Origin of the sequence: Luedemannella flava (assembly GCF_039528515.1) — a bacterium.
GTDB classification, from domain to species: Bacteria; Actinomycetota; Actinomycetes; order Mycobacteriales; family Micromonosporaceae; genus Luedemannella; species Luedemannella flava.
Genome location: NZ_BAAALT010000288.1, coordinates 1 through 21,728, shown reverse-complemented (window position 1 = coordinate 21,728; position 21,728 = coordinate 1). Strand labels below are relative to the sequence as shown.

The window sequence follows — 21,728 nt, the reverse complement described above, 5'->3', positions numbered from 1 at the left end:
CTCCGCCGCCGCGCACGCGGCGGGGGGCGCGGTCGCGCTGGCGGGCGCCCTGCCCACCCTGCGCCGCGACGTCGACACCGCCGAGGACCTGGCCGAAGCCGCCGCGCTCGGCCTCGGCCCGCACACGGCCGCCCTGCTCACCGGGGTCGGCTACCGTGTCGATGACCGGGCCTTCACTTACGACCGGCCCACGGCCGGGGACAGGGGCTGATCGATGAACGCGTCGCCTCGACAGGGCACCGTTTCTTCCTTCGACGAGGCGTCCGGGGCGGGGACCGTCCTGCTCGACGACGGCACGGCGCTCGATTTTCCGGCCTCGGCGTTCACCTCTTCGGGCCTGCGCCTGCTCCGCCTTGGCCAGCGGGTACGCCTGGAGCGAGATGGTGATGGATCGATTTCCAAGATCACAATCTTGACCCTTCTCCAACCATAGTCACTCGAAGTTCACCCCGTGTTCACTACGTTCAGGCGATGATGAGCGGGTGAGCGCCACCCCCGCCCAGCCTGCCCCTCGCCAGCGGCGAACCACCCGTTCGGCCAGCCGCCCGTCCGCCACGAGTTCGGTCGCCGAAACCGATCAACCGACCGGTTGGGTCGACCTCAACGACCGCTCCGGTCGGAGCCCGCGCAACGGCTCGGGGAAGAACACCGTGACGGCGAATCCGGCGCCGGATGAACCGGCTCTGGTCGAACCGGCCCCGGCAGCACCGGAGACGGCAGGGCCGGAAGCGGCAGCGCCGGAGATCGCCGAGCCGGCGGCGGTGGACCCGGCCCCCGCATCGACGGATCTGACACCATGGGGCGCGGAGACGGCGCTGTCGGAGGGCAACGTCGCGCCCACGCAGGCGTGGCCAGGGGAGGCGGGCGTGGCGGACAGCGACAGTACGGTCGACGAGCGACTGCCCGACGACCGGTTCCTCAACCGGGAACTGTCCTGGCTGGAGTTCAACGCCCGCGTGCTCACCCTCGCCGAGGACCCGACGGTGCCGCTGCTGGAGCGGGCCAAGTTCCTCGCCATCTTCGCCAGCAACCTCGACGAGTTCTACATGGTCCGGGTGGCCGGCCTGAAGCGGCGCATGCAGATGGGCCTGCTCGCGCCCGGGCCGGACGGGTTGACCCCGCGCGAGATGCTGCGGTCGATCGCCGAGCGCACCGCCGACCTCGTCTCGCGGCACGCCCGCTGCTTCACCGAGCAGATCGCGCCGACGCTCGCCGAGCAGCACGTCGAGATCCTCACCTGGGCCGACCTCGCCGACGACGAGCACGAGCGGCTGCGGGCCTACTTCCGTGACCAGATCTTCCCGGTGCTCACGCCCCTGGCCGTGGACCCCGCCCACCCGTTCCCGTACATCTCGAGCCTGTCACTGAACCTGGCCGTCGTGGTGCGCGACCCGGACGGCGGGCCGGAGCTGTTCGCCCGCATCAAGGTGCCCAACAACGTGCCCCGGTTCATCGCCGTGATGGGTCCGGTCGACGACGGGCGCGCCGCGCGCTACCTGCCCCTGGAGGAGCTCATCGCGGCCCACCTCGGGCTGCTCTTCTCGGGCATGCAGGTGGTGGAGCACCACGTGTTCCGGGTGACCCGCAACGCGGAGCTGGAGGTCGACGACGACCGCGACGAGGACCTGCTGCAGGCCCTGGAGCGCGAACTGGCCCGCCGGCGGTTCGGGCCGCCCGTGCGGCTGGAGGTCGCCGCCACCATCTCCGACCACGTGCTGCAGCTGCTCGTCCGGGAGCTGGCCGGCACGCTCGACGAGACACTCGCCGACCACGACGTGCTGCGCGTGCCGGGCCTGCTCGACCTGTCGGCACTGTGGCAGGTGCACAACGAGGTCGACCGCCCGGACCTGAAGGACCGGCCCGTCCGGCCCGCCACCCATCCGCTGTTCGCGGAGGGCGAGGTGCCGCGCAGCATCTTCGCCCGGATGCGCGACGGGGACATCCTCGTGCACCACCCGTACCACTCGTTCTCCACGAGCGTGCAGCGCTTCATCGAGCAGGCCGCGGCGGACCCGAACGTCCTGGCCATCAAGCAGACCCTCTACCGCACCAGCGGCGACTCCCCCGTCGTCGACGCCCTCATCGCGGCCGCGCAGGCCGGCAAGCAGGTGGTGGTGCTGGTCGAGGTGAAGGCCCGCTTCGACGAGCTGGCCAACATCGGCTGGGCCCGCATGCTGGAGCGCGCCGGCTGCCACGTCGTCTACGGCATGGTGGGCCTCAAGACCCACTGCAAGATCGCCATGGTGGTCCGGCACGAGGGTGGCTACCTGAAGCGGTACTGCCACATCGGCACCGGCAACTACCACCCGAAGACGGCCCGCATCTACGAGGACTTCGGCCTGTTCACGGCCGACCCGGAGGTGGGCGCCGATCTCACCGACCTGTTCAACGTGCTGACCGGGTACAGCCGGCAGACCGGCTACCGCCGGCTGCTGGTCGCTCCCCACGGGGTGCGATCGGGCCTCATCGAGCGCGTCGAGCGGGAGATCGCGGCGGCGAAGGCCACCGGGTCGGGTCTCATCCAGTTCAAGGTGAACTCCATCGTGGACGAGGAGACGATCGACGCCCTCTACCGGGCCAGCCGGGCCGGCGTGACCGTGGACCTCAACGTGCGCGGCATCTGCGCGCTGCGCCCGGGGGTGCCGGGGCTGTCGGAGAACATCCGGGTGCGCTCGATCGTGGGCCGGTTCCTGGAACACTCCCGGTTGTTCCGGTTCGGCTCCGGCGACCGGGCCGAGTTCTGGATCGGCTCGGCCGACCTCATGCACCGCAACCTCGACCGTCGCGTCGAGGCCCTGGTGCAGATCACCGACCGGGCCGCGCAGTCGCAGCTCGACGCCGTCCTGACCGCCGCGATGAGCGACGCGACCGGTGGCTTCGACCTTGACCAGCACGGCGAGTGGCACCGCCGCGTGGGCACCGACGAGGCCCCCCTCGTCGACCTGCAGGACGCGCTGCTGCGCCGGACCATCGCCCGGCACGACTGACCGCGGTGGACACCTTCCACCGTTAGAGTGGCCGCCATGCTGGAGGAGGAGCGCAAATTCGAGGTGGACGCCCGGTTCGCCATGCCGGACCTGACGCCCCACCTGCCCGCCGGTGGCCGCATCATTGCCCGACCCCCGCTGCGCCTGCGCGCCACCTACTACGACACCGCCGATCTCCGGCTCGCCCGGGCCGGCGCGTCGCTGCGCCACCGCCGCGGCGACGACGAACCGTGGACCGTCAAGCTCCCCACCGCCACCCCCGGCGTGCGGCATGAGATCTCCCGGTCGGGTCCGGCCGCCCAGCCGCCGCAGTTCCTGCTCGACCTCGTGCTCGCCCTCACCCGGGGCGCACCCGTCGCGCCCGTGGGGTCGCTGAGCACCGTGCGGCGGGCGTACCAGCTCCTCGACGCCGACGACCAGATGCTCGTCGAGGTGGTCGACGACGCCGTCAGCGTGCTCCACGACCGCCGGGTTCGGCAGACGTTCCGCGAGGTCGAGGCCGAACGCAAGGGCGGCGGCCGCAAGCTGCTGGGCCACGTGTCGAAGGCGCTCCTCGCGGCCGGCGCCCGGATGGGCACCGACGGCTTCGTTCCCAAGCACGTCCGGGCGCTCGGGGAGGAGGCCCGCCAGGCGCCGGACTGGCCGGCCGCGCCGGGGCGGCCGGGGCGCAAGGCGAGCGCCGGCGAGGTCGTCACGACCGCCGTCCAACGTGACATCGCCCGCATCATCAGCCACGACCCCCTCGTCCGGCTGCGCGCGCCCGTGGGCGACGACGACACGGCGGTGCACCAGATGCGGGTCGGCTGCCGACGGCTCCGCTCGGACCTGCGTACCTTCGACGTCCTGGTCAAGCGCCGCTGGGCGCGGGCGCTGCGCGACGAGGTGGGCTGGTTGGCCCGTCTGCTCGGCGCGGCCCGCGACGCCGAGGTGCTGCGGGCGCGGCTGCGCCGCACAGCCGAGGCCGACACTCTGGCGACCCTGGACGCCGCGGCCGTCGCCCGCATCGACGCCGACCTCGCCGCGCGGCACGAGGAGGCGCTGACCCGACTGGACGAGGCGATGCGCGGCCCGCGCTACCTCACGCTGCTGGAGACGCTGCTGGCGGCCGCCCGCGCGCCGCAGCTCACCGACCGGGCCACCGAGCCGGCCGCGGTCGTCCTGCCGCACCTGATCTACAAGCCGTGGCACCGGCTCGCCGCCGGGAGCCGCCACGACCCGGGCGCCGGTGACCTCGACCCGGCGGCGCGCGACGAGGTCTGGCACGCCGTACGCATCCACGGCAAGCGGGCCCGGTACGCCACCGATGCCGTCGCGGACGTCCTCGGCGGCCGTGCCGGGGATCTGGCGGCCGCGCTCGGCTCGGTGCAGGACCTGCTCGGCGAGCACCAGGACGCGGTGCTCGCGGGCGAGAGCTGGCTGGCCATCGCCGACGGCGACCCCGACGACCACGTCCTCGCCGTGACGGCGGGCCGGCTCTTCGAGCGGGAGCGGGCCGCCGTCCGGGCGGCGCGGACCGCCTTCCCCGGCGCGTGGCGACGCGCGTCGCGCCGCCGCCTGACCCGCTGGCTGTATGAGGGCCATGGCTGACGCACAACCGGTACGCGCGGCGGGCGGGGTCCTCGTCCGGGACGGTCTCGTCGCGCTCGTGCACCGCCCCCGCTACGACGACTGGACCCTGCCGAAGGGCAAGGCGCGCCGCGGCGAGGCGCCCGTCGTCACGGCCTGGCGCGAGGTGTGGGAGGAGACGGGCGTACGCCCGCTCGTGCGCACCCGCCTCACGACGGTGACCTACCCGGTCGCGGTCGCCGGCGGCACCGCCGACAAGACCGTGGACTACTGGACGATGACGGCCGGCACCGACACCGGGTTCCGGCCGGGCGACGAGATCGACGACGTGGCGTGGCTGGACCCGACGCAGGCACACGACCGGTTGACGTATCCGCACGACATCGAGGTGCTCGCGGCGTACCAGTCACGACCCGCGCTGACCGGTCTGGCCGTGCTGGTCCGGCACGCGAGCGCGGGCAAGCGGGGCCAGTTCGCCGGGCCGGACGCCGCCCGTCCGCTGGACCGCGCGGGCCAGAACCGTGCGGTCGGGCTCGTCCAGCCGTTGACCTGCTTCGGCCCGCGGCGGATCATCTCCGCAGCGCCGCGCCGGTGCGTCCAGACGATGGCGCCGATGGCGTCCACACTGGATCTGCCGATCGAGGTGGAGACGGCATTTGACGAGGCGGGCGATCCGGCGGCCGCGGCGCGGCGAACGCGCGCCCTGGCGGGCGGGGCCGGTTCCATTGTGGTGTGCAGCCAGGGCGGCCTGATGCCGACGCTGCTGGCCGAGCTGACGGGCGGGCGGGCCGACGACTTCACGACGCCCAAGGGCGCCGGCTGGGTGGTCGGCTTCGCCGCCGACGGCGCGGTCGTGGCGGACCGCCTGACCGCCTGAGCCGACATGGCGGCCCGGACATGGCAGCCCGGACATGGCAGCGGGGTGGGTCCGTCCGGACCCACCCCGCTGTCGGAGCTATGCCTACCGCTTCTTGGCCGGAGCCTTCTTCGCGGCGGTCTTGGCGGTGGTCGTCTTGCGGGCGCTGGTCGAAGCCGCCTTGGTGACGGTCTTCTTGGCCGGCGCCGCCTTGGTAGCGGCCTTCTTGGCGGGAGCAGTCTTGGCTGCCGTCGCCTTCTTAGCCGGCGCGGCCGCCTTCGTCACCTTCGGCACCTTGCCGGCCGCGACCATGTCCTTGAAGCTGGCACCGGCGCGGAACGCCGGGACCGAGGTCTTCTTGACCTTGACGGCCTCCCCTGTGCGAGGGTTGCGGGCCGTGCGGGCTGCCCGCACCCGCTTCTCGAAGACGCCGAAGCCGGTGATGGCCACCTTGTCACCCTTGGTGACGGCGGCCTGGATCTCAGCGAGGACTGCGTCGAGCGCGGCGGTCGCGGACTTCTTGTCGCCCAGTCGACCGGCGAGCGCATCGATGAGCTCGGCCTTGTTCACGGTTTCCCTCCCGTACATTGCTGTTCACAAACAGCCATTCTTCGCGCACGCTAATCCTTTACCGGCCCGGATACAAACATATGGCCAAAAAGAATCGTTGGGTCGCAACGGATTCCCGCGTGCGGTTGTCAACGAGAGGTGCCCCGAAACGGCTACGGCTAAGCCACCTTCGGCAGAAACGCCGGCCGACCGGACTCGAACTCCGTGATGGCGTCGGCGTGACGCAGCGTGAGTCCGATGTCGTCCAGGCCCTCCATGAGCCGCCAGCGGCTGTGCGGGTCCACCGTGAACGGCCAGGCGAAGTCCTCGCCGCGGACCTGCTGCTCACCGAGGTCCACGGTGATCTGGGCCGCCGGGTTGGACTCGGCCAGGTCGAACAGCTCGGCCACCTGCTTCTCCGGCAGGACCACCGGCAGCAGGCCGCCCTTGAGGGCGTTGTTGCGGAAGATGTCGCCGAACGAGGGCGCGATGACCACCTTGAAGCCGTAGTCCTGGAGGGCCCAGACGGCGTGCTCGCGGGACGAGCCGACGCCGAACTGGGGCCCGGCCAGCAGGATCGTGGCCCCCTCGTGGACGGGGTTGTTGAGCACGAACGTCTCGTCGGCCCGCCAGGCGCTGAACAGCCCGTCGGCGAATCCCGTTCGGGTCACGCGCTTGAGGTAGACGGCGGGGATGATCTGGTCGGTGTCCACGTCGGAACGGCGCAGCGGCACGGCGGTGCCGGAGTGGACGGTGAACTTCTCCATCGAAGCTGAGCCTTCCTGGGTCAGAGGTCCGAGGGGGCGGCGAGGCGCCCGACGATGGCGGTGGCGGCCGCGACCGGCGGCGAGACCAGGTGGGTACGTCCGCCCTTGCCCTGCCGGCCCTCGAAGTTGCGGTTCGAGGTGGAGGCGGAGCGCTGGCCCGGCGAGAGCGTGTCGGGGTTCATGCCCAGACACATGGAGCAGCCGGCGAAGCGCCACTCGGCGCCCGCGTCGGTGAAGATCTTGTCCAGACCCTCCTCCTCGGCGGCGGCGCGCACCTTGGCGGACCCGGGGACCACCATCATCCGTACGCCGTCGGCGACCTGACGCCCGCGCAGCACGTCGGCGGCGGCCCGCAGGTCCTCCAGCCGGCCGTTGGTACAGGAGCCGACGAAGACGACGTCCACCGCGATGTCGCGCAGCGGCGTGCCCGGAGTGAGGTCCATGTACGCCAGCGCGCGCTCGGCCGCACCGGCCTCGCTCGCGTCGACGAAGTCGGCCGGGTCCGGCACGACGGCCGACAGCGGCGCGCCCTGACCCGGGTTGGTGCCCCAGGTGACGAACGGCGTGACGGCGCTGGCGTCGATCGTGATCTCGGTGTCGAACGCCGCGTCGTCGTCGGTGGCCAGGCCCCGCCAGTACTCCAGGGCGGCGTCCCAGTCGGCGCCCTTGGGCGCGTGCGGGCGGTCCTTGAGGTAGGCGAACGTGGTCTCGTCCGGCGCGATGAGGCCCGCCTTCGCGCCCCACTCGATGGACATGTTGGCGATCGTCATCCGACCCTCCATGGAGAGGTTGCGGATGACCTCACCCCGGTACTCCACGATGTGGCCGATGCCACCGCCGGTGCCGGTCTGGGTGATGAGGGCCAGGATGAGGTCCTTGGCGGTGACGCCGGGCCCCAGCTCGCCCACGACGTTGACCGCCATCGTCTTCGGCTTGTTCTGGGGCAGCGTCTGGGTGGCGAGCACGTGCTCGACCTCGCTGGTGCCGATGCCGAAGGCCAGCGCGCCGAAGGCGCCGTGGGTGGCGGTGTGCGAGTCGCCGCAGACGATCGTCATGCCGGGCTGGGTCACGCCCAGCTGCGGGCCGATGACGTGCACGATGCCCTGCTCCGCGTCGCCGAGGGAGTGCAGGCGGACGCCGAACTCGGCCGCGTTGCGGCGCAGCGTCTCGATCTGCGTGCGGGACACCGGGTCAAGGATCTTGACGAGGTTGTCGGTGGGCGTGTTGTGGTCCTCGGTCGCCAGCGTGAGATCGGGCCGACGCACCGGGCGGCCCGCCATGCGCAGGCCGTCGAACGCCTGCGGGCTGGTGACCTCGTGCACGAGGTGCAGGTCGATGTAGAGCAGGTCGGGCTCGCCGTCCGCTGACCGTACGACGTGCGCGTCCCAGATCTTTTCGGCGAGCGTGCGCCCGCTGGACTTCGTGGCTCCCACCATCTGGACATCCTAAAGTTTGGGAGGTATGTTTCACCGCGTGGGACACAGTATGAGCGGAGTCGGCGTTCTCGACAAGGCGGTAGTGATTCTCGGCGCGTGTGTCGACGGCGCCAGCCTGGCCGAACTTGTTGAGCGGACCAAGCTGCCCCGGGCGACCGCGCACCGTCTCGCACAGGCCCTCGAAATACACCGGATGCTGGTTCGTGACGCGCAGGGTCGCTGGCGCCCCGGGCCACGCCTCGGCGAGTTGGCCAACGCCGCTCCCGATGTCCTTCTCACCGCCGCCGGCCCCATGCTGACCGCACTGCGGGACGCCACCGGTGAGAGTGCCCAACTGTACCTGCGCCGGGCGGACGAACGGGTCTGTGTGGCGGCCGCGGAGCGGGTAAGTGGCCTACGCGACACCGTCCCCGTGGGATCGGTGCTGCCCATGACCGCCGGCTCGGCCGCGCAGATCCTGCTGGCCTGGGAGCCACCGGAAGCGGTCATGCCGCTCCTTCCGCGCTGCAAGTTCACCGGCCGCACGCTGGCCGAGGTGCGCCGGCGCGGCTGGGCGCAGAGCGTCGCCGAGCGCGAGCCCGGTGTGGCGAGTGTCTCGGCGCCGATCCGCGACCGCACCGGCCGGGTGATCGCCTCGATCAGCGTCTCGGGTCCCATAGAGCGTCTGGGCCGCCGCCCCGGCGACCGGCACGCGATGGCCGTGGTCCGGGCCGGACAACGCCTCTCTGGCCTCTGACCCGGTCAGGGCCCGACGCCCCCTGGCGTCGACGAAATACGATGTGCGTCCCTCGACCTTCCCTGGAAGGAAGCTGATGACGCACCCCGACGCCGGCGCGCCCACGCCCGACGGCACCGTCCCGGCGGCCCAACCGCCTGCCGACCCTTGGGCCTCGCCGACGACGGCCACCGAACTCGCACCCGGGCCGCTCGCGTTCGCGGCCACCGACGTGCTCGCCACGGACGTCCCACCGGCCCCGCGCCGCCGCTTCGGCCCCGTCCGGATCGCGCTGGCCGCCGGCGTGGTACTCGCCCTGCTGGTCGGCGTCGGGGCGTACGCGGCCTCGATGCTCAGCCCCGACAAGCGGCCCGAGGAGTTCACTCCGGCCACGGTGGTCGCCTTCGCGGGCCTGGACCTGGCCGCCAGCCTGGAGCAGCAGATCAAGCTGCTCAAGGTCGCCAAGGACCTGCCGGAGGGCGCCAAGGACGGCAAGGGCTTCCTGGAGGCGTGGCTCAAGAAGGCCGGGCTCGACGGCGTCGACGTCAAGCGCGACATCATCAGCTGGCTGGACAAGCGGGTGGCGGTCAGCCTCCTGCCCAACGGCAAGGACGAGCCGTACGCCCTGATCGCGGCCGCGACCAACGACGACGCCAAGGCGGTCGAGGGCCTCAAGCGGGTCGACGCTGCCATCAAGGACACGGACCTGGGCTTCGTCGTCCGCGACGGCGGCGCGCTCATCGCCATCGGCACGCGGGACGCCCAGGCCGCCGCGACCAGGGCCGCCGACGAGGCGGCCAGGAACCCGCTGTCGAGCTCGCCCGCGTTCAAGGACGCCGCCGCCCGCCTCGACGACGACCAGCTGCTCACCGTGTGGGCCGACTTCGGCGCCATCGGCGACATGGTCAAGGCCGTCGGCGAGAAGTCGCTGGTTCAGCTGGGCGACACCAGCGGCACGCTCATTCTGGGAGTACGGGCGACAACCGACGGCTTCGACGCCCGCTACCACCTCACGGGCACGTCGGCCGGCACCGCCGCGGCGGGTGGCGGCGACGCCCTCGCCAAGGTCGCGGCCATGCCCGGCGACACGCAGATCGGCGCGGCCACGAAGCTCCCCGACACCCTCGCCGCGAACAACGTGGCGAGCATGCTGTTCGGCGGCCTCTTCGGCTTCGGCGCCTTCAGCTCCTTCGGCGATCTCAGCGAGGTCGAGCGGGTCGAACCGGGCGAGGAGTTCGACCCCGGCGACATGCCCGGCTTCCCCGGCCTCACCGAGGCGGAGAACAAGGAGATCAAGAAGCTCCTGGCGAAGGACCCCCAGAAGCTCACCAAGGCCGAGTCCGACCGCTTGGACGAGCTGACCCAGAAGATGATGGGCAGCGGCGGCGGCATGGACTACGGTCCGGACAAGGACTTCCGGGCCGAAACGGAGAAGTACCTGAAGGCCCTGTCCGGCGCCGCCATCACCGTCGCGGTGACCCACGCGCCGGACAAGCCCGCCGCCCGCATCGTCGCCGAGACCACGTCCGCCGACGCGGCCGCCACCCTGAAGGACGCGGTCGGGTCCATGAGCCCGACGGGGCTCGTGGCGGACGTGCAGGGCAACACGGTCACGGCGACCACCGAGGGCTACACCGCGGGCGCCGGCAAGCTCGGCGACAAGCCGGAGTTCCAGCGCGCGACGGCGGGCGGCCCGGCCAACGCGAACACGGTCCTCTACGTGGACCTGGCCACGGTCGCGAAGTCCGACAAGGGCGACCCGGTCCCGGTGAAGACGATCGCCCTGGTGCAGGCCACCACGGGCGACACGACCTCCGGCCTGCTCCGCCTCATCATCGCCTGACGCTCACCGTCCGGCTTTACGGCGCCCGGCCCGACAACCCGGGCCGGGCGCCGACCCGTAACCAGAGAATATGCAGGATCTGCAAGGTACTATTCATCCTGTGCAACTTAGTTCCGCGCTATTTCCGCTCCTCCGATCGCAGCTTGTCGGGGAGCTGCTCACCTGGCTCTATCTGCGCACGGATGAGTCCTTCAGCGTGGTGGAACTCTCCCGTCACTTCGGGACCAGCCAGCCGACGATGAGCCGTGAAGCCGACCGCCTCGTCAGCGCCGGCCTCGTACTTGAGCAGCGCAGGGGCAACATGCGCCTGCTCCGCGCCAACCTCGATACGCCGTTGGCACGGCCCCTCACCGAACTGTTGGTCCTGACGTACGGCCCCGCCGTCGTCCTCGGGGAGCTGCTCGCCACCGTCGACGGCGTGCGCGAGGCGCTCATCTACGGCTCCTGGGCGGCCCGCTACTCGGGCGAAGCAGGTCCGGTTCCACGTGATGTCGACGTCCTCGTTGTAGGCAGTGCCGACGAGGACGTCCTGTTCGACGCGGCACGTGCGGCCGAGCGCCGCCTTGGTCGAGAGGTCAATGTCCGCCAGGTCTCCGTCGCGACGTGGGAGTCCACCGACGACAACCCCTTCCTCGCCTCGGTGCGCGGCCGGCCAACCGTTCAGTTGGAGCTTCGACGGGAGTCCTCATGAGATGGGAACAGGGCCGTAGTGCGGTCGATGGTCTGATCGCACGCGGCGAACTCGAGCGGGTGCCGCCCAGCCGGGACCACGCCGACGTGCTCCTCACCTAGGCAGAACGCCACCTTCGCTCTGCCCAGGCCATCACCAGGAGCGACCCGGCAGGCGCATACCAACTCATGTATGACGCGGCGCGCAAGGCGCTCGCTGCGGTCCTTGAGAATCAAGGGCTTCGCGCCACCAGCCGTGGTGGACACCTCGCAGTAATTGACGCGCTGACGGCACAACTGGACCCGCCGTTGGGCGGGATCCTGCGGCCCTTCGACCGGCTCCGGCGCCGCCGGAACCAGGCTGAGTACCCGTCAGCGGACGAGCCGGACCTCGACGCCTCGGAGGTCGCCCGCGACCTACCGAAGGTCACGGAAATCGTGCGGGCGGCCGAGAAGCTGTTGGATCAGATGAGCCCGTACTAGGACTGCCTGTCCCGGGCGTCAGGCGGCGCGGGCGCCGACGACCCGCCTCAGGTCCGCCAGCGCTGAGGGGTCCAGTCGCGTGCCTTCCACGTTGACCAGTTCGGTGATGTTCTCGGCCAGCCGCCGGGCGGCGTCGCGGTCGCCCAGGCGCAGCATGGCGTGGGCCATGAGCCAGTCGCAGTAGGACGGCGAGAACCCGGCGCCACGCAGCTCCCCCGCGAGCACCAGCACCACGTCGGGCATGTTCGCGTTGATCAGTTGCCGGGCGAGCGCGTCGGTCGCCCGGGCCCACTCCACCGTTCCGGGGAACAGCTCACGCACCATCTCGAAGGCGTCCACCGCCTCCTGGCCGCGATCCGCCGCCAGGCAGGCCCTGCCAAGATCCAGGAGAGTACGGGCGACCACGCCCGGATCGGCGGCACCGCCCTGCGCGGCGAGTCCCTCGACGGTCGCCTGGGCGATGCGGACGTTGCGCTCGTTCTTGACCGCCACCTTCGCCGCGTCCGCGTAGCCCGAGTGACGCAGCATCAGCGCGCCGGTCGGCAGCCCTTCGAAGCGCACCAGCCCGCCGTCGCGGGCGACGATCTGCTCGTGCACCGGCGCCGTCCACCGGCAACGGGCGCGCCGGAACAGCCGCGGCGCCTGATGGACGAAAGTGCTCGGCCCGACGTTCTCGATGGACACCGCCAACAGGTCCGCGCGGCTGCCTGCCAGCGCCCGGCGCAGCCGGCGCGCGTCGGCGACGGCCTCCTCGTCGGCGTCGACGCTGAGCACCCATCCGGTGCCGGGATCGACCCGGTCGAGGACCGCGTTGCGGGCGGCCGCGAAGTCGTGCGTCCACGGCCCTTCGCTGACGTGCGCGCCGTACCCGGTCGCGATGTCGACGGTGCGGTCCGTGGAACCCGTGTCGTGCACGTAGATGTCGTCGACGACGCCGCGCAGCGACTCGAGGCACCGGCCGAGCACCGCCTCCTCGTCCCGGACGATGAGCGCGGCGGCGAGCTTCGGGGCACCTGTCATGCCCGGCCCATCGACCGCGAAGGCCCGCACTTGACCCTTCCTTGAGGTGGCGCACCCCGGTGACGAAAAAGGCCCCGGCAACTCCATCAGGAGTGGCCGGGGCCTTACGCGTAGTCCCGAAGGGATTCGAACCCTCGCTACCGCCTTGAGAGGGCGGCGTCCTAGGCCGCTAGACGACGGGACCAGAACCGAACCGGTGGTGCTGCACAACATACCAGCACCGATGCACGAAGCATCGGCCGCTGGGGTACCAGGACTCGAACCTAGACTAACTGAACCAGAATCAGTTGGGCTGCCAATTACCCCATACCCCATCGGTGCTTGCTGCACCGGTGGAGAACTCTACCGGACGCCCCCGCGAGATCCCAAACCGGTATCCGCGACGCGGGTCACGTCTCCAGATTCGCCACCCGGTTCACCAGCTCACCGACCCCCTCGACGCGTACGGAGACCACGTCGCCGTCGAGGATCGGGCTGACGCCGGCGGGCGTGCCGGTGAGCACGACGTCGCCGGGGAGCAGCGTCATGACGTGCGACACATACGAGATCAGCGTGGGTACGTCGAAGATCATGTCCTTGGTACGGCCGAGCTGGCGTACCTCCTCATTGACCTCGCAGCGGACCTCGAGGTCGGCCGGGTCGAGGCCGGTCACGATCCACGGGCCGATCGGGCAGAACGAGTCGAAGCCCTTGGCGCGGGTGAACTGCACGTCGGCTTTTTGCAGGTCGCGGGCCGTGACGTCGTTGGCGCAGGTGTAGCCGAAGATCGCGCGGGCGGCGCCGACGCGGTCGACGCGACGGGCGCCGGTGACGCCGATCACGACCGCCAGTTCGGCCTCGTGCTCCACCCGCGAGGACTGCGGCGGGAGCTTGATCACGTCCTGCGGGCCGATGATCGACGTGGAGGGCTTCAGGAACAGCAGCGGCTCCCTGGGCACCTCGTTGCCGAGCTCGGCGGCGTGCTCGGCGTAGTTGCGGCCGACGCAGACCACCTTGCTGGGCAGGATCGGGGACAGCAGCCGCACGTCGGCGACCGCCCACCGCTGGCCGGTGAACGTGATCTCCCCGAACGGGTGGCCCTCGATCTCGGCGACGGTCAGAGCCTCGGGCCCCGCGCCCGGCTCCCCCTCGACAACGCCGAAAGACATTCCGCCGGTATGGGCAAACCTCGCGATACGCACGTCGCCCACCCTACGGCGCCCCGGGCCGCGCACGGCGCCTGGGCTACCGTCGAGGAATGAACGACACGCTGCCCGAGCCCGTCTGGCGGGACCGCAAGCGGGCGCACGAGCAACGCGTCGACGGGTGGACCGCGCCGCACCTGTCCCGCCGCAGGCGCGGCGAGAAGCACCCGGTGCATGACTTCCTGTTCACGTACTACTCGCACCGTCCCGCCCAGCTGCGCCGCTGGCACCCCGGCGCGGGCGTGACGCTGGCCGGCGCGGACGCGGACGAGTTCGGCCCGTTCTACACCGCCGTCGCGGGCGGCGTGACGCTGGACACGGCCGCGGTCCTGGCCCGCCGCGGCGACTCGCTGGGCTGGATCACCACGCTGCTCCGGCGCACCGCCGGCCGGGAGGCCCAGTTCGGCTGCTTCGGCATGCACGAGTGGGCGATGGTCTACCGCCAGACCCAGGAGGAGGTACGCCACAACGCCTGGCCCCTGCGGCTGACCCCGGCGGCCACGGCGGAGGTGGTGGCGACCAACCGGATCCGGTGCAGCCACTTCGACGCGTACCGGTTCTTCACCGCGCCGGCCCGGCCCCTGAACGTCCTGACCCCGACCCGCGAGACCCAGCACGACAATGAGCAACCGGGCTGCCTGCACGCCAACATGGACCTGTACAAGTGGGCGTACAAGCTGAGCCCGTTGGTGCCGTCGGAACTGGTGGCCGACTGCTTCGCGTTGGCCCGCGAGATCCGCACCCTGGACATGCGCGCGAGTCCTTACGACCTCGCGGACCTGGGCGTCCCGCCTGTCGCGGTGGAGACCTCCGAGGGCCGCGCGGAGTACGCCCGCCACCAACGCGCCTTCGCTACCCGCGCCGCCACCCTCCGCAACGCTCTTCTCGCCGCCTGCCCGACAGCGCTTCTGACGTAAGGACAGTTACGTGCGGAACTGCCGGCCGGGGTTCCGCACGTACGTGGCCATTCATCGGGCGCGCAGGCGGGACGCGCGCGTCAGTCAGGTGGGTTCCGCTATCGCGCTGCTCGCGGACGGGACGCCGGCGTAGGCGGCCGTGCAGCAGGTCATGCGGACAAGGGTGCCGTCCGGGTGACGCGATAACAGTCACGTGGCCAGTTGCCAGACCAGGCCGGCGGCGCCCGCGAGGGCGATGGCGCCCAGGTAGGCCAGGACCAGGCGGGTGTCGCGGAGGACGCACTTCGAGCGGGTCAGGCCCGCCCGACGGGCGCGCCAGTAGCCGACGAACCCGAGGACCGCGAAGCCCACCACGGCGACGGGCCCGAGAATCCAGGTGAGCAGCGCGATGGTGGCGTACACGCACAGGCGCAGCGGGTCGTACGTACTCATGACGTGGCCACCAACGGCAGCGGGCGGCGCGCGGGCGGTGACCACCCCAGGCGCTGGGCCGACAGGGCCGGCCAGGCCTGCACCGCGCAGAACGGCGCGCACTGGTGCGCGTCGGCGTCGCCCACGGTCGCCACGTGCACGCAGCACTGGATGAGCCGTTCCTCGATCATCGTGGCCATGTCCATGAACGGCTTCACGGTGATCCGCTTGACCCGCTCGCCGAGCAGCCTGCGCAGCCGGGCCTGCCCGCCGGGCAGCGCCGAGGAGGCCAGCGTCAGCAGGGTGGAGATGCCGAGGTCGCAGTTCTCGCAGATGTCGCGCCACAGGTCGCCGACACGCGGGTGGGACAGGGACGACTGCTCCGACAGCAGGCCGAGCAGGGACTCCTTGACGGCGACCCGCATGGTGGCGGGCAGCTCGACGTCGGCGATGCGGTTGGCGACCGCGTCGGGGGCCAGGTCGAGGAACTCCAGCAGCTTGTCGTGGCCGATCAAGGCGGTCATGGACCGCCAGGCGCCGGCATCGTCGCGCAGCAGGTAGCCCACGGAGCAGCAGTGCGGGTGCGAGCAGGGCAGGGCGGTGAGGTCACGCCACGTCACGGCCCCGTCGGTCTGCGGGCCGAGGCGGGCGAGGACGCCGGTGTGGGTGAGCCGGTCGGACCAGTCGATCTCGCCGGAGCGGCCGGAGCCGAACTGCGGCTGCAGCGACACCCCGCCCACATATGGGGTGTCCAGGGCGCGGCGGACCACGGCGCCGATCTCGTCGTCGTTGACGCCCAGCGCGACGGTCATGGTGAGCGTCGTGAAGATGCCGCGCGCGGACAGGCGGTCGACCGCCTGCTCCTTGAGGGCGCGCAGGTCGCCGCCCCGATGGTGACGGGAGGCGCGCTCCGAGACGCCGTCGTACTGCAGGTAGACCTCGACCCGGTCGCGGTGGCCGGCGATGAGGTCGAGCAGCGCGTCGTCGCGGGCGATCTTCACGCCGTTCGTGTTGATGAGGACCCGCACGACGTTGCGTCCGGCCACCTCCCGCAGCAGCTCGGCCAGGTGCGGGTAGAGGGTGGGCTCGCCGCCGGAGAGCATGAGCACGTCGATGCGCCCGTTCTCGCGGGAGAGCCGGGTGTCCAGCGAGGCGAGCACCTCGGCCAGCGGCGCGACGCCCGTCAGCTCGGGCGAGGAGTCGGTGAAGCAGGTCGGACAGCGCAGGTTGCACTCGGCCGTCACGTCGGCGAGCAGGATGCACGTGTGCTGGGTCTGCATCTCGGGCAGACCGGCCAGATAGGCCTCGGGCACCGGAGCGAAGTTGCCGCGCACGTCCGGGATGTGCGCCTTGGTGGGCGCGGTCCACTGCTCCAGGTAGCGCAGGATCTCCGGCGACTCGTCGTAGAGCGTCCGGACCAGGCCGTGGACGCGGCAGCCGCGCTCCAACCAGATCCGGCCGTCGCGCTCGACGAGCCGGCCGGACAGCCGGACCACGTCGGCGAGCGGACGGTCCGGGTCCTGGGCGTGGCAGTGCGGGCAGAACGCGCCGACGTAGCGGTGCAGCCGGTCGCCCCGCAGCGGCATGCCAACGGTCACGCGTGCCTCCTCAGTAGCTGCTGAAGGCCTGCACGCAGAGGCCGAACCCCACGACGGGCACGATGAGCAGCCCCACCGCCCAACCGATGAGCAGGCCCAGGCCGACGCCGCGGAACGGGCGCTGGCCGACCAGCAGGATGATGCCGGCGACGAGGCAGGTGACGAAGAGCAGGAACTGGCCGACGAGCCCGACGAGCACCGCCGTGCCGACGGTGTCGTCGCTCGGGTCGGTCTGGGCGAGCACCACGAGGCACGGCACGATGGTGATCAGGTGGCCCAGCAGGGCGAGCCCGATGCCACCGGCCACCCAGGACCCCTTCAGCGGCGGCTTCGCCGGCCCCGACGCTCCTGTCGGCGGGTAGTACACACTCATGCCGCTACCTCCGCTCCGCGCCGGTCGCGCCACAGACCACGGTAGACGCCGCGACGGGCCTGACGCACCACATGCCACGCCAGCAACGGCGCGCAGGCCAACAGGAACAGCTGCGGCCGGGTCAGCCCGGCGAACACCACCTCGTTGCCCCGCGCGAACTCGACCGCGAACCGGAACGCCGCGTAGCCCACGAGGTAGAGCTTGAACAGCTCCCCCGGCACGGGCAGCCGGTCCCGCAGCCACCACAACACCCCGAAAATCAGAAGCTGAAAAACAATCTCGTACGCGAAGGACGGGTGCAACGGCACTCCCGCCACGGCGTCGGCCCCGTACGCGGGGCGCAGGGCGGCCGCCTCGGCGGGGGTGAGGGTGACGCCCCACGGCAGGCCCGTGGGCGTGCCGGGCAGCTCGGTGAGCAGGCAGCCGATCCGGCCGACGGCCATGCCGAGCGCGACGGCCGGGGCGAACAGGTCGCCGGTCGGGAGGCGGTAGCCGGTGAGCCGCTTGGCCACGAGCGCGCCGAGGTAGGCGCCGACGAGCCCGGACAGGATGCTGCGGTTGCCGTAGAGCCAGTGTTCCACAAAGGACGCGTTCTGCCGCAGGTCGAGATGCTGGGCCCAGGTGCCGAGGCGGCCCAGCAGGGCGCCGCCGACGAGCGCGCCGGCCACCACGATCCAGACCCGCTCGTCGGTGACCCGTCGACGGCGGACCTCCAGCAGGAACACAACGGCGGCGACCAGGACCCCGACACCGACGAGGACGTCGTGGGTGTTGATGGGCACCGGACCCAGATGGCCGAGCGTGGGCACCACGTCCAGCAGCCTAGGGCACGGCCGCCGCGTCATGTTCCAGCACACCAGGGAACAAAAGGCGCATATAGTACGTATTGACACATACCGCCCCGACGGGCTGCGGCCCGTGTGGCGAAGGGAAGATCCCGATGAAGCACGTCGCAACCGGCCTGACGCGCGCCGTCATCGCGGTGGCCGCGACCGCCACCGTACCGGCGACGCCGGCCGCCGCCAGTCCCCCGTATCTCGGCGAGGACCCGTTCCAGTCCGGCTGCGTCGCCGGCTCGGTGGCCGCCCCGACGAGCGAGTCGCCCGACGGCCACCTACGCATGACCGACCCACGGTCGAACACGTACGTCGGGGACGCGCAACTGCTGCACACACCGAAGTGCGCGGGATTCTGGATGCTCGTGGTGTTCAACCCGCAGTACCGGGTCGACCCGGCGATGAGCGTCGAGGGGGTCGTCGACCCCGCGCTCGTGGGCCCGTCCAGCCTCGCCCCCGGCAACGGCGCGGTGTGGTCGTTCGTGCTGCGCGGGATGGAGCGCGACAACGCGTGCGCGGATGTCGGCGTCACCAACCAGAACGGGCAGCACGTCGCCACGTTCAACCTCGGCTGCACCGGACAGCCTCCCCCGGCGACCCGTTGAGCGTGTGCTCAAACACATCCTCATCCGCCTCTTGAGCAATTGCTCAAACACGCCCTACGCTGCCTGCATTGAGCGACCGCTCAAACGTCAGGGGAGGGCACATGAGCGCGGACGAGGCGGACCAGCCGGTCACCTGGACCACCGAGGAGACGACTGAGGAGCGGACCACCCGGCACCGGCGGCACTCGTACGTGCTCGCCGGCGTGGTGGCCACGGCCGGGGTCGTGGGGTTCGTCCTCACGGTCGCCACCGGACGCACCGACAGCGCGATGCTCTTCGTCGGCCTGCCCACCCTGCTGGCGCTCGCCGTCGTGCTCAGCCCGCCCGCGCGCAGCGTGCACGGCATGACGTTCAAGGGCATCACGGTCGGGCTGCTCATCGCGGCGGTGCTCCTGCACGAGGGGGCCATCTGCGTGCTGCTCGCCGCCCCACTCGTCTACGGGGTGGGCCACCTGGTCACGGCCGTCATCGCGAGGAATGTCCGGCGCCACCTCGCGGTCGTGCCGCTGGCCCTGCTGCTCGGCGCCGAGGGCGTGGTGCCCTCGTGGCGGGCCGAACCCGTCCAGGAGGTGTCGGTCACGCACACCGTCGCCGCGACGCCCGCCGAGGTGGCCGAACGCGTCGCCGCCGGCCCCCGGCTCGCCTCCGCGCCGCGGCCGTTCCTGCTGACCGGCATGCCCCTGCCCGAGCACATCGGCGGCGCCGGCATCGACCCGGGCGACCGGTGGGTGTTCCACTTCCACGGCGACGCCCACGGCCCCGGCGGGCAGGTCGTCACCGAGGTCGTCGGGCGGACCGCCGACAGCGTGCGGTTCCGGGTCGTCAGCGACACCAGCATCACCGCGCGCTGGCTCGACTGGCGCGACGCGGCCTTCCAGTGGCGCCCCGTCGCCGGCGGCACTGAGGTCACGCTGCGCATCGCGTTCACCCGCGGGCTCGACCCGTCGTGGTACTTCGGGCCGCTCGACCACGTCCTCACCGACGCGGCGGCCGACTACCTGCTCGACGCGCTGAACCTGACGGACCAGCTGTGACCCACCTGGCGCTCGTCCGCTACCTGGCCCTCGCCCTGCCCGTCGCGGCGGTCCTGGGCGCGGCGCGATGGACCCGTCCCGATCGGCGTCGGGGAGGGGCGGCGCTGATCGGGACGGTGGCGGCGGCGCTCGGTGTCCTCGCGCTCAACGTCGTCGCGGCGGCCGTGCACTGGTGGAGCTTCGCGCCCATGGACGGCTCGGTGCTCGGCACGCCGGTGGACCTCTGGCTGGGCTGGGCACTGCTGTGGGGCGGCCTGCCCGCGCTGGTCCGGGTGCCCGTGCCAATCGTGCTCGCGGGCTTCGCCTGGCTCGACGCGCTGACGATGCCGCTGCTCGAACCGGCCGTCGCGCTCGGCCGCTGGTGGCTGGTCGGCGAGGCGGTAGGGCTGGTCGCGGTGGCGCTGCCGGCGATGCTGCTGGGCCGCTGGGTGGCCGATGAGCGCCACCTCGCCGCGCGCGCGACGCTGCAACTGGTGGTCTTCGGCGGGCTCGTGCTGTGGCTCGCCCCCGCCGTCGCGGTCGACCTGAGCGACGGGTCGTGGGCGCCGCTGACGGGTCTGCCGCGCTGGGCGCTGTCGCTCGTCGTCCAGGTCGTCGCGCTGGTCGGCCTGCCGGGCGTCCTGGCCGTACGGGAGTTCGTCGAGCGGGGCAACGGCACGCCGTGGCCCTGGGATCCGCCCAGGCGGCTGGTCACCACCGGCCCGTACGCGTACGTGGCCAATCCGATGCAGCTGTCCGGCGTCGGCCTGCTGGCGGTGGCCGCGGCGGTGACCGGCAGCTGGACGCTGCTGGGCGCCGCCGGATCGGCCGCGCTGTTCTCGGCGTTCATCGCCGGCCCGCACGAGCACGACGACCTCACCCGCCGACACGGGGCGGCCTGGGCGGGGTACCGCGCGCACGTGCGCACCTGGTGGCCGCGCTGGCGCCCCTACGTCGGGGCGCCGGCGCGGCTGCACCTGTCGGTCACCTGCGACGTGTGCGACGCGACGGCCGTGGCCGTGGCCGGGCTGCGCCCCGTCGGGCTGGCCATCCGCCCGGCCGAGGCGCACGCGCGGCGCTTGCGCCGGGCCCGGTACGAGGGCCCGGACGGTTACCACGCCGACGGCGTCGCGGCCGTGGCACGCGGGCTCGAACACGTCCACCTCGGCTGGGCGGCGGTCGGCTGGGCGCTGCGCCTGCCCGTACTCGACCGGGTTTTCGCGCTGATCGCGGACGGCGTGGGCGCCGGGCCGCGCGACCTGCCGGCTGTGAGAGGGTCAGGCGCATGGGCGACACGCGGCAGAAGCTGATCGACGGCGCGCTGGGGACGGTGCGCAGCCACGGCATCGCGGGCGTCTCGGCCCGCACCGTCGCCGCCGCCGCGGGGGTCAACCAGGCGCTCGTCTTCTACCACTTCGGCAGCATGGACGACCTGCTCACCGAGGCGTGCCAGGTGGCCACGACCGCGTCGGTGGCGCGCTACCGGGAGGCGTTCGCCGCCGTCACGTCGCTGCGCGAGCTGTTGGACGTGGGACGCGCGGTGCACGAGCAGGAGCGCGCCGACGGCAACGTCGCGGTGCTCGCCCAACTCCTCGCGGGCGCGCAGACCGACGGGAAGCTCGCCGCCGCGACCGGTAGGGCGCTGTCCATCTGGGTCGCCGAGGTCGAGGGGGTGCTGCGCCGGCTGCTCGAGAACTCGGCGCTGGCCGACGTCGCCGACCCCGCCGGCCTCGCCCACGCGGTGTCGGCCGCGTTCGTCGGGCTGGAGCTCTTCGAGGGCGTCGACCCCGCCGGGGCGGCCGCGGCGCTGACGGCGCTCGAGCGGCTCGGCGCCGTGGTGGAGGCCGTCGACGATCTCGGCCCGGTGGCCCGCCGCGCGGTCCGCGCCCGCCTGCGCCGC

At 72.1% G+C, this 21,728-nt stretch carries 22 protein-coding genes, 2 tRNA genes and 1 pseudogene; 14 read left to right on the top strand and 11 right to left on the bottom strand.

Annotation, left to right across the window (positions count from 1 at the left end):
• The 5 genes and pseudogenes from ABD211_RS32210 to ABD211_RS32190 form a co-directional block, all read left to right on the top strand.
• Positions 1-211: pseudogene (locus ABD211_RS32210) on the top strand (hypothetical protein); the annotation flags it as partial.
• A 3-nt stretch (positions 212-214) separates the two neighbouring features.
• Positions 215-433, top strand: coding sequence for a cold-shock protein (locus tag ABD211_RS32205; RefSeq protein WP_344140168.1), 219 nt, complete (start codon positions 215-217; stop codon positions 431-433).
• Positions 434-683: 250 nt separating this feature from the next.
• Complete coding sequence (locus ABD211_RS32200; RefSeq protein WP_425560582.1) at positions 684-2,987, top strand: RNA degradosome polyphosphate kinase; 2,304 nt, start codon at positions 684-686, stop codon at positions 2,985-2,987.
• A 36-nt stretch (positions 2,988-3,023) separates the two neighbouring features.
• On the top strand, positions 3,024-4,574 hold the full coding sequence (locus tag ABD211_RS32195) for a CYTH and CHAD domain-containing protein (RefSeq protein ID WP_344140166.1): 1,551 nt from the start codon (positions 3,024-3,026) through the stop codon (positions 4,572-4,574).
• Complete coding sequence (locus ABD211_RS32190; protein ID WP_344140164.1) at positions 4,567-5,430, top strand: NUDIX hydrolase; 864 nt, start codon at positions 4,567-4,569, stop codon at positions 5,428-5,430. The genes ABD211_RS32195 and ABD211_RS32190 overlap by 8 nt, the downstream gene beginning before the upstream one ends.
• A gap of 84 nt (positions 5,431-5,514) precedes the next feature.
• Here ABD211_RS32190 and ABD211_RS32185 read toward each other — a convergent pair whose 3' ends face one another.
• From ABD211_RS32185 to leuC, 3 genes are all read right to left on the bottom strand, one after another.
• The gene (locus ABD211_RS32185; RefSeq protein WP_425560581.1) at positions 5,515-5,979 is read right to left on the bottom strand and encodes an HU family DNA-binding protein; all 465 of its coding nucleotides are present in this window, start codon (positions 5,977-5,979) and stop codon (positions 5,515-5,517) included.
• Between the two features lie 158 nt (positions 5,980-6,137).
• Positions 6,138-6,725: a 3-isopropylmalate dehydratase small subunit gene (leuD, locus tag ABD211_RS32180; RefSeq protein WP_344140162.1), complete on the bottom strand. Its 588-nt coding sequence runs from the start codon at positions 6,723-6,725 to the stop codon at positions 6,138-6,140.
• Between the two features lie 20 nt (positions 6,726-6,745).
• Complete coding sequence (gene leuC / locus ABD211_RS32175; protein ID WP_344140160.1) at positions 6,746-8,161, bottom strand: 3-isopropylmalate dehydratase large subunit; 1,416 nt, start codon at positions 8,159-8,161, stop codon at positions 6,746-6,748.
• A 49-nt stretch (positions 8,162-8,210) separates the two neighbouring features.
• On the opposite strand from leuC, the gene ABD211_RS32170 reads away from it, so the two are divergent.
• From ABD211_RS32170 to ABD211_RS32155, 4 genes are all read left to right on the top strand, one after another.
• Positions 8,211-8,897: an IclR family transcriptional regulator gene (locus ABD211_RS32170; protein ID WP_344086954.1), complete on the top strand. Its 687-nt coding sequence runs from the start codon at positions 8,211-8,213 to the stop codon at positions 8,895-8,897.
• Positions 8,898-8,973: 76 nt separating this feature from the next.
• Entirely contained in the window at positions 8,974-10,719 is a 1,746-nt protein-coding gene (locus ABD211_RS32165) for a DUF3352 domain-containing protein (RefSeq protein ID WP_344140158.1), read from the top strand.
• A gap of 70 nt (positions 10,720-10,789) precedes the next feature.
• Positions 10,790-11,410: a hypothetical protein gene (locus tag ABD211_RS32160; RefSeq protein WP_344140156.1), complete on the top strand. Its 621-nt coding sequence runs from the start codon at positions 10,790-10,792 to the stop codon at positions 11,408-11,410.
• Positions 11,411-11,577: 167 nt separating this feature from the next.
• Positions 11,578-11,871: a hypothetical protein gene (locus tag ABD211_RS32155; protein WP_344140154.1), complete on the top strand. Its 294-nt coding sequence runs from the start codon at positions 11,578-11,580 to the stop codon at positions 11,869-11,871.
• 18 nt (positions 11,872-11,889) lie between these two features.
• Here ABD211_RS32155 and ABD211_RS32150 read toward each other — a convergent pair whose 3' ends face one another.
• The 4 genes from ABD211_RS32150 to ABD211_RS32135 all read right to left on the bottom strand — a co-directional run bounded on the left by ABD211_RS32150 (position 11,890) and on the right by ABD211_RS32135 (position 14,072).
• The gene (locus ABD211_RS32150) at positions 11,890-12,921 is read right to left on the bottom strand and encodes a glycosyltransferase family 2 protein (RefSeq protein ID WP_344140152.1); all 1,032 of its coding nucleotides are present in this window, start codon (positions 12,919-12,921) and stop codon (positions 11,890-11,892) included.
• 81 nt (positions 12,922-13,002) lie between these two features.
• A tRNA-Glu gene (locus tag ABD211_RS32145) sits at positions 13,003-13,075 on the bottom strand.
• Between the two features lie 58 nt (positions 13,076-13,133).
• Positions 13,134-13,205: transfer RNA gene (locus ABD211_RS32140), tRNA-Gln, on the bottom strand.
• 75 nt (positions 13,206-13,280) lie between these two features.
• Positions 13,281-14,072 carry a fumarylacetoacetate hydrolase family protein gene (locus ABD211_RS32135; RefSeq protein WP_344140150.1) on the bottom strand — a complete coding sequence of 264 codons (792 nt, stop codon included), beginning with the start codon at positions 14,070-14,072 and terminating at the stop codon, positions 13,281-13,283.
• Between the two features lie 56 nt (positions 14,073-14,128).
• On the opposite strand from ABD211_RS32135, the gene ABD211_RS32130 reads away from it, so the two are divergent.
• Positions 14,129-14,992 (top strand): 3-methyladenine DNA glycosylase, encoded by an 864-nt coding sequence (locus ABD211_RS32130; RefSeq protein ID WP_344140148.1) that lies wholly within the window; start codon positions 14,129-14,131, stop codon positions 14,990-14,992.
• 189 nt (positions 14,993-15,181) lie between these two features.
• Here ABD211_RS32130 and ABD211_RS32125 read toward each other — a convergent pair whose 3' ends face one another.
• The 4 genes from ABD211_RS32125 to ABD211_RS32110 are packed head-to-tail and all read right to left on the bottom strand — an operon-like array spanning position 15,182 to position 18,186.
• A complete protein-coding gene (locus ABD211_RS32125; protein WP_344140146.1) occupies positions 15,182-15,424 on the bottom strand; it encodes a hypothetical protein in 243 nt (80 codons plus the stop codon).
• Entirely contained in the window at positions 15,421-17,001 is a 1,581-nt protein-coding gene (locus ABD211_RS32120; protein WP_344140144.1) for a radical SAM protein, read from the bottom strand. The genes ABD211_RS32125 and ABD211_RS32120 overlap by 4 nt, the downstream gene beginning before the upstream one ends.
• A 10-nt stretch (positions 17,002-17,011) precedes the next feature.
• Positions 17,012-17,374 carry a hypothetical protein gene (locus ABD211_RS32115; protein WP_344140142.1) on the bottom strand — a complete coding sequence of 121 codons (363 nt, stop codon included), beginning with the start codon at positions 17,372-17,374 and terminating at the stop codon, positions 17,012-17,014.
• Entirely contained in the window at positions 17,371-18,186 is an 816-nt protein-coding gene (locus tag ABD211_RS32110; protein WP_344140141.1) for a prolipoprotein diacylglyceryl transferase, read from the bottom strand. Before ABD211_RS32110 ends, ABD211_RS32115 begins: the two co-directional genes overlap by 4 nt.
• 128 nt (positions 18,187-18,314) lie before the next feature.
• Between ABD211_RS32110 and ABD211_RS32105 the strand changes: the two genes are divergently transcribed.
• From ABD211_RS32105 to ABD211_RS32090, 4 genes are all read left to right on the top strand, one after another.
• Positions 18,315-18,815, top strand: a complete 501-nt coding sequence (locus ABD211_RS32105) for a hypothetical protein (protein WP_344140139.1) — start codon at positions 18,315-18,317, stop codon at positions 18,813-18,815.
• A 101-nt stretch (positions 18,816-18,916) separates the two neighbouring features.
• A complete protein-coding gene (locus ABD211_RS32100; RefSeq protein WP_344140137.1) occupies positions 18,917-19,849 on the top strand; it encodes an SRPBCC family protein in 933 nt (310 codons plus the stop codon).
• Entirely contained in the window at positions 19,846-21,138 is a 1,293-nt protein-coding gene (locus ABD211_RS32095; RefSeq protein WP_425560580.1) for an isoprenylcysteine carboxylmethyltransferase family protein, read from the top strand. The genes ABD211_RS32100 and ABD211_RS32095 overlap by 4 nt, the downstream gene beginning before the upstream one ends.
• Positions 21,114-21,728: TetR/AcrR family transcriptional regulator (locus ABD211_RS32090; RefSeq protein ID WP_425560579.1), on the top strand; the 615-nt coding region annotated here is incomplete at its 3' end. The genes ABD211_RS32095 and ABD211_RS32090, both read left to right, overlap by 25 nt.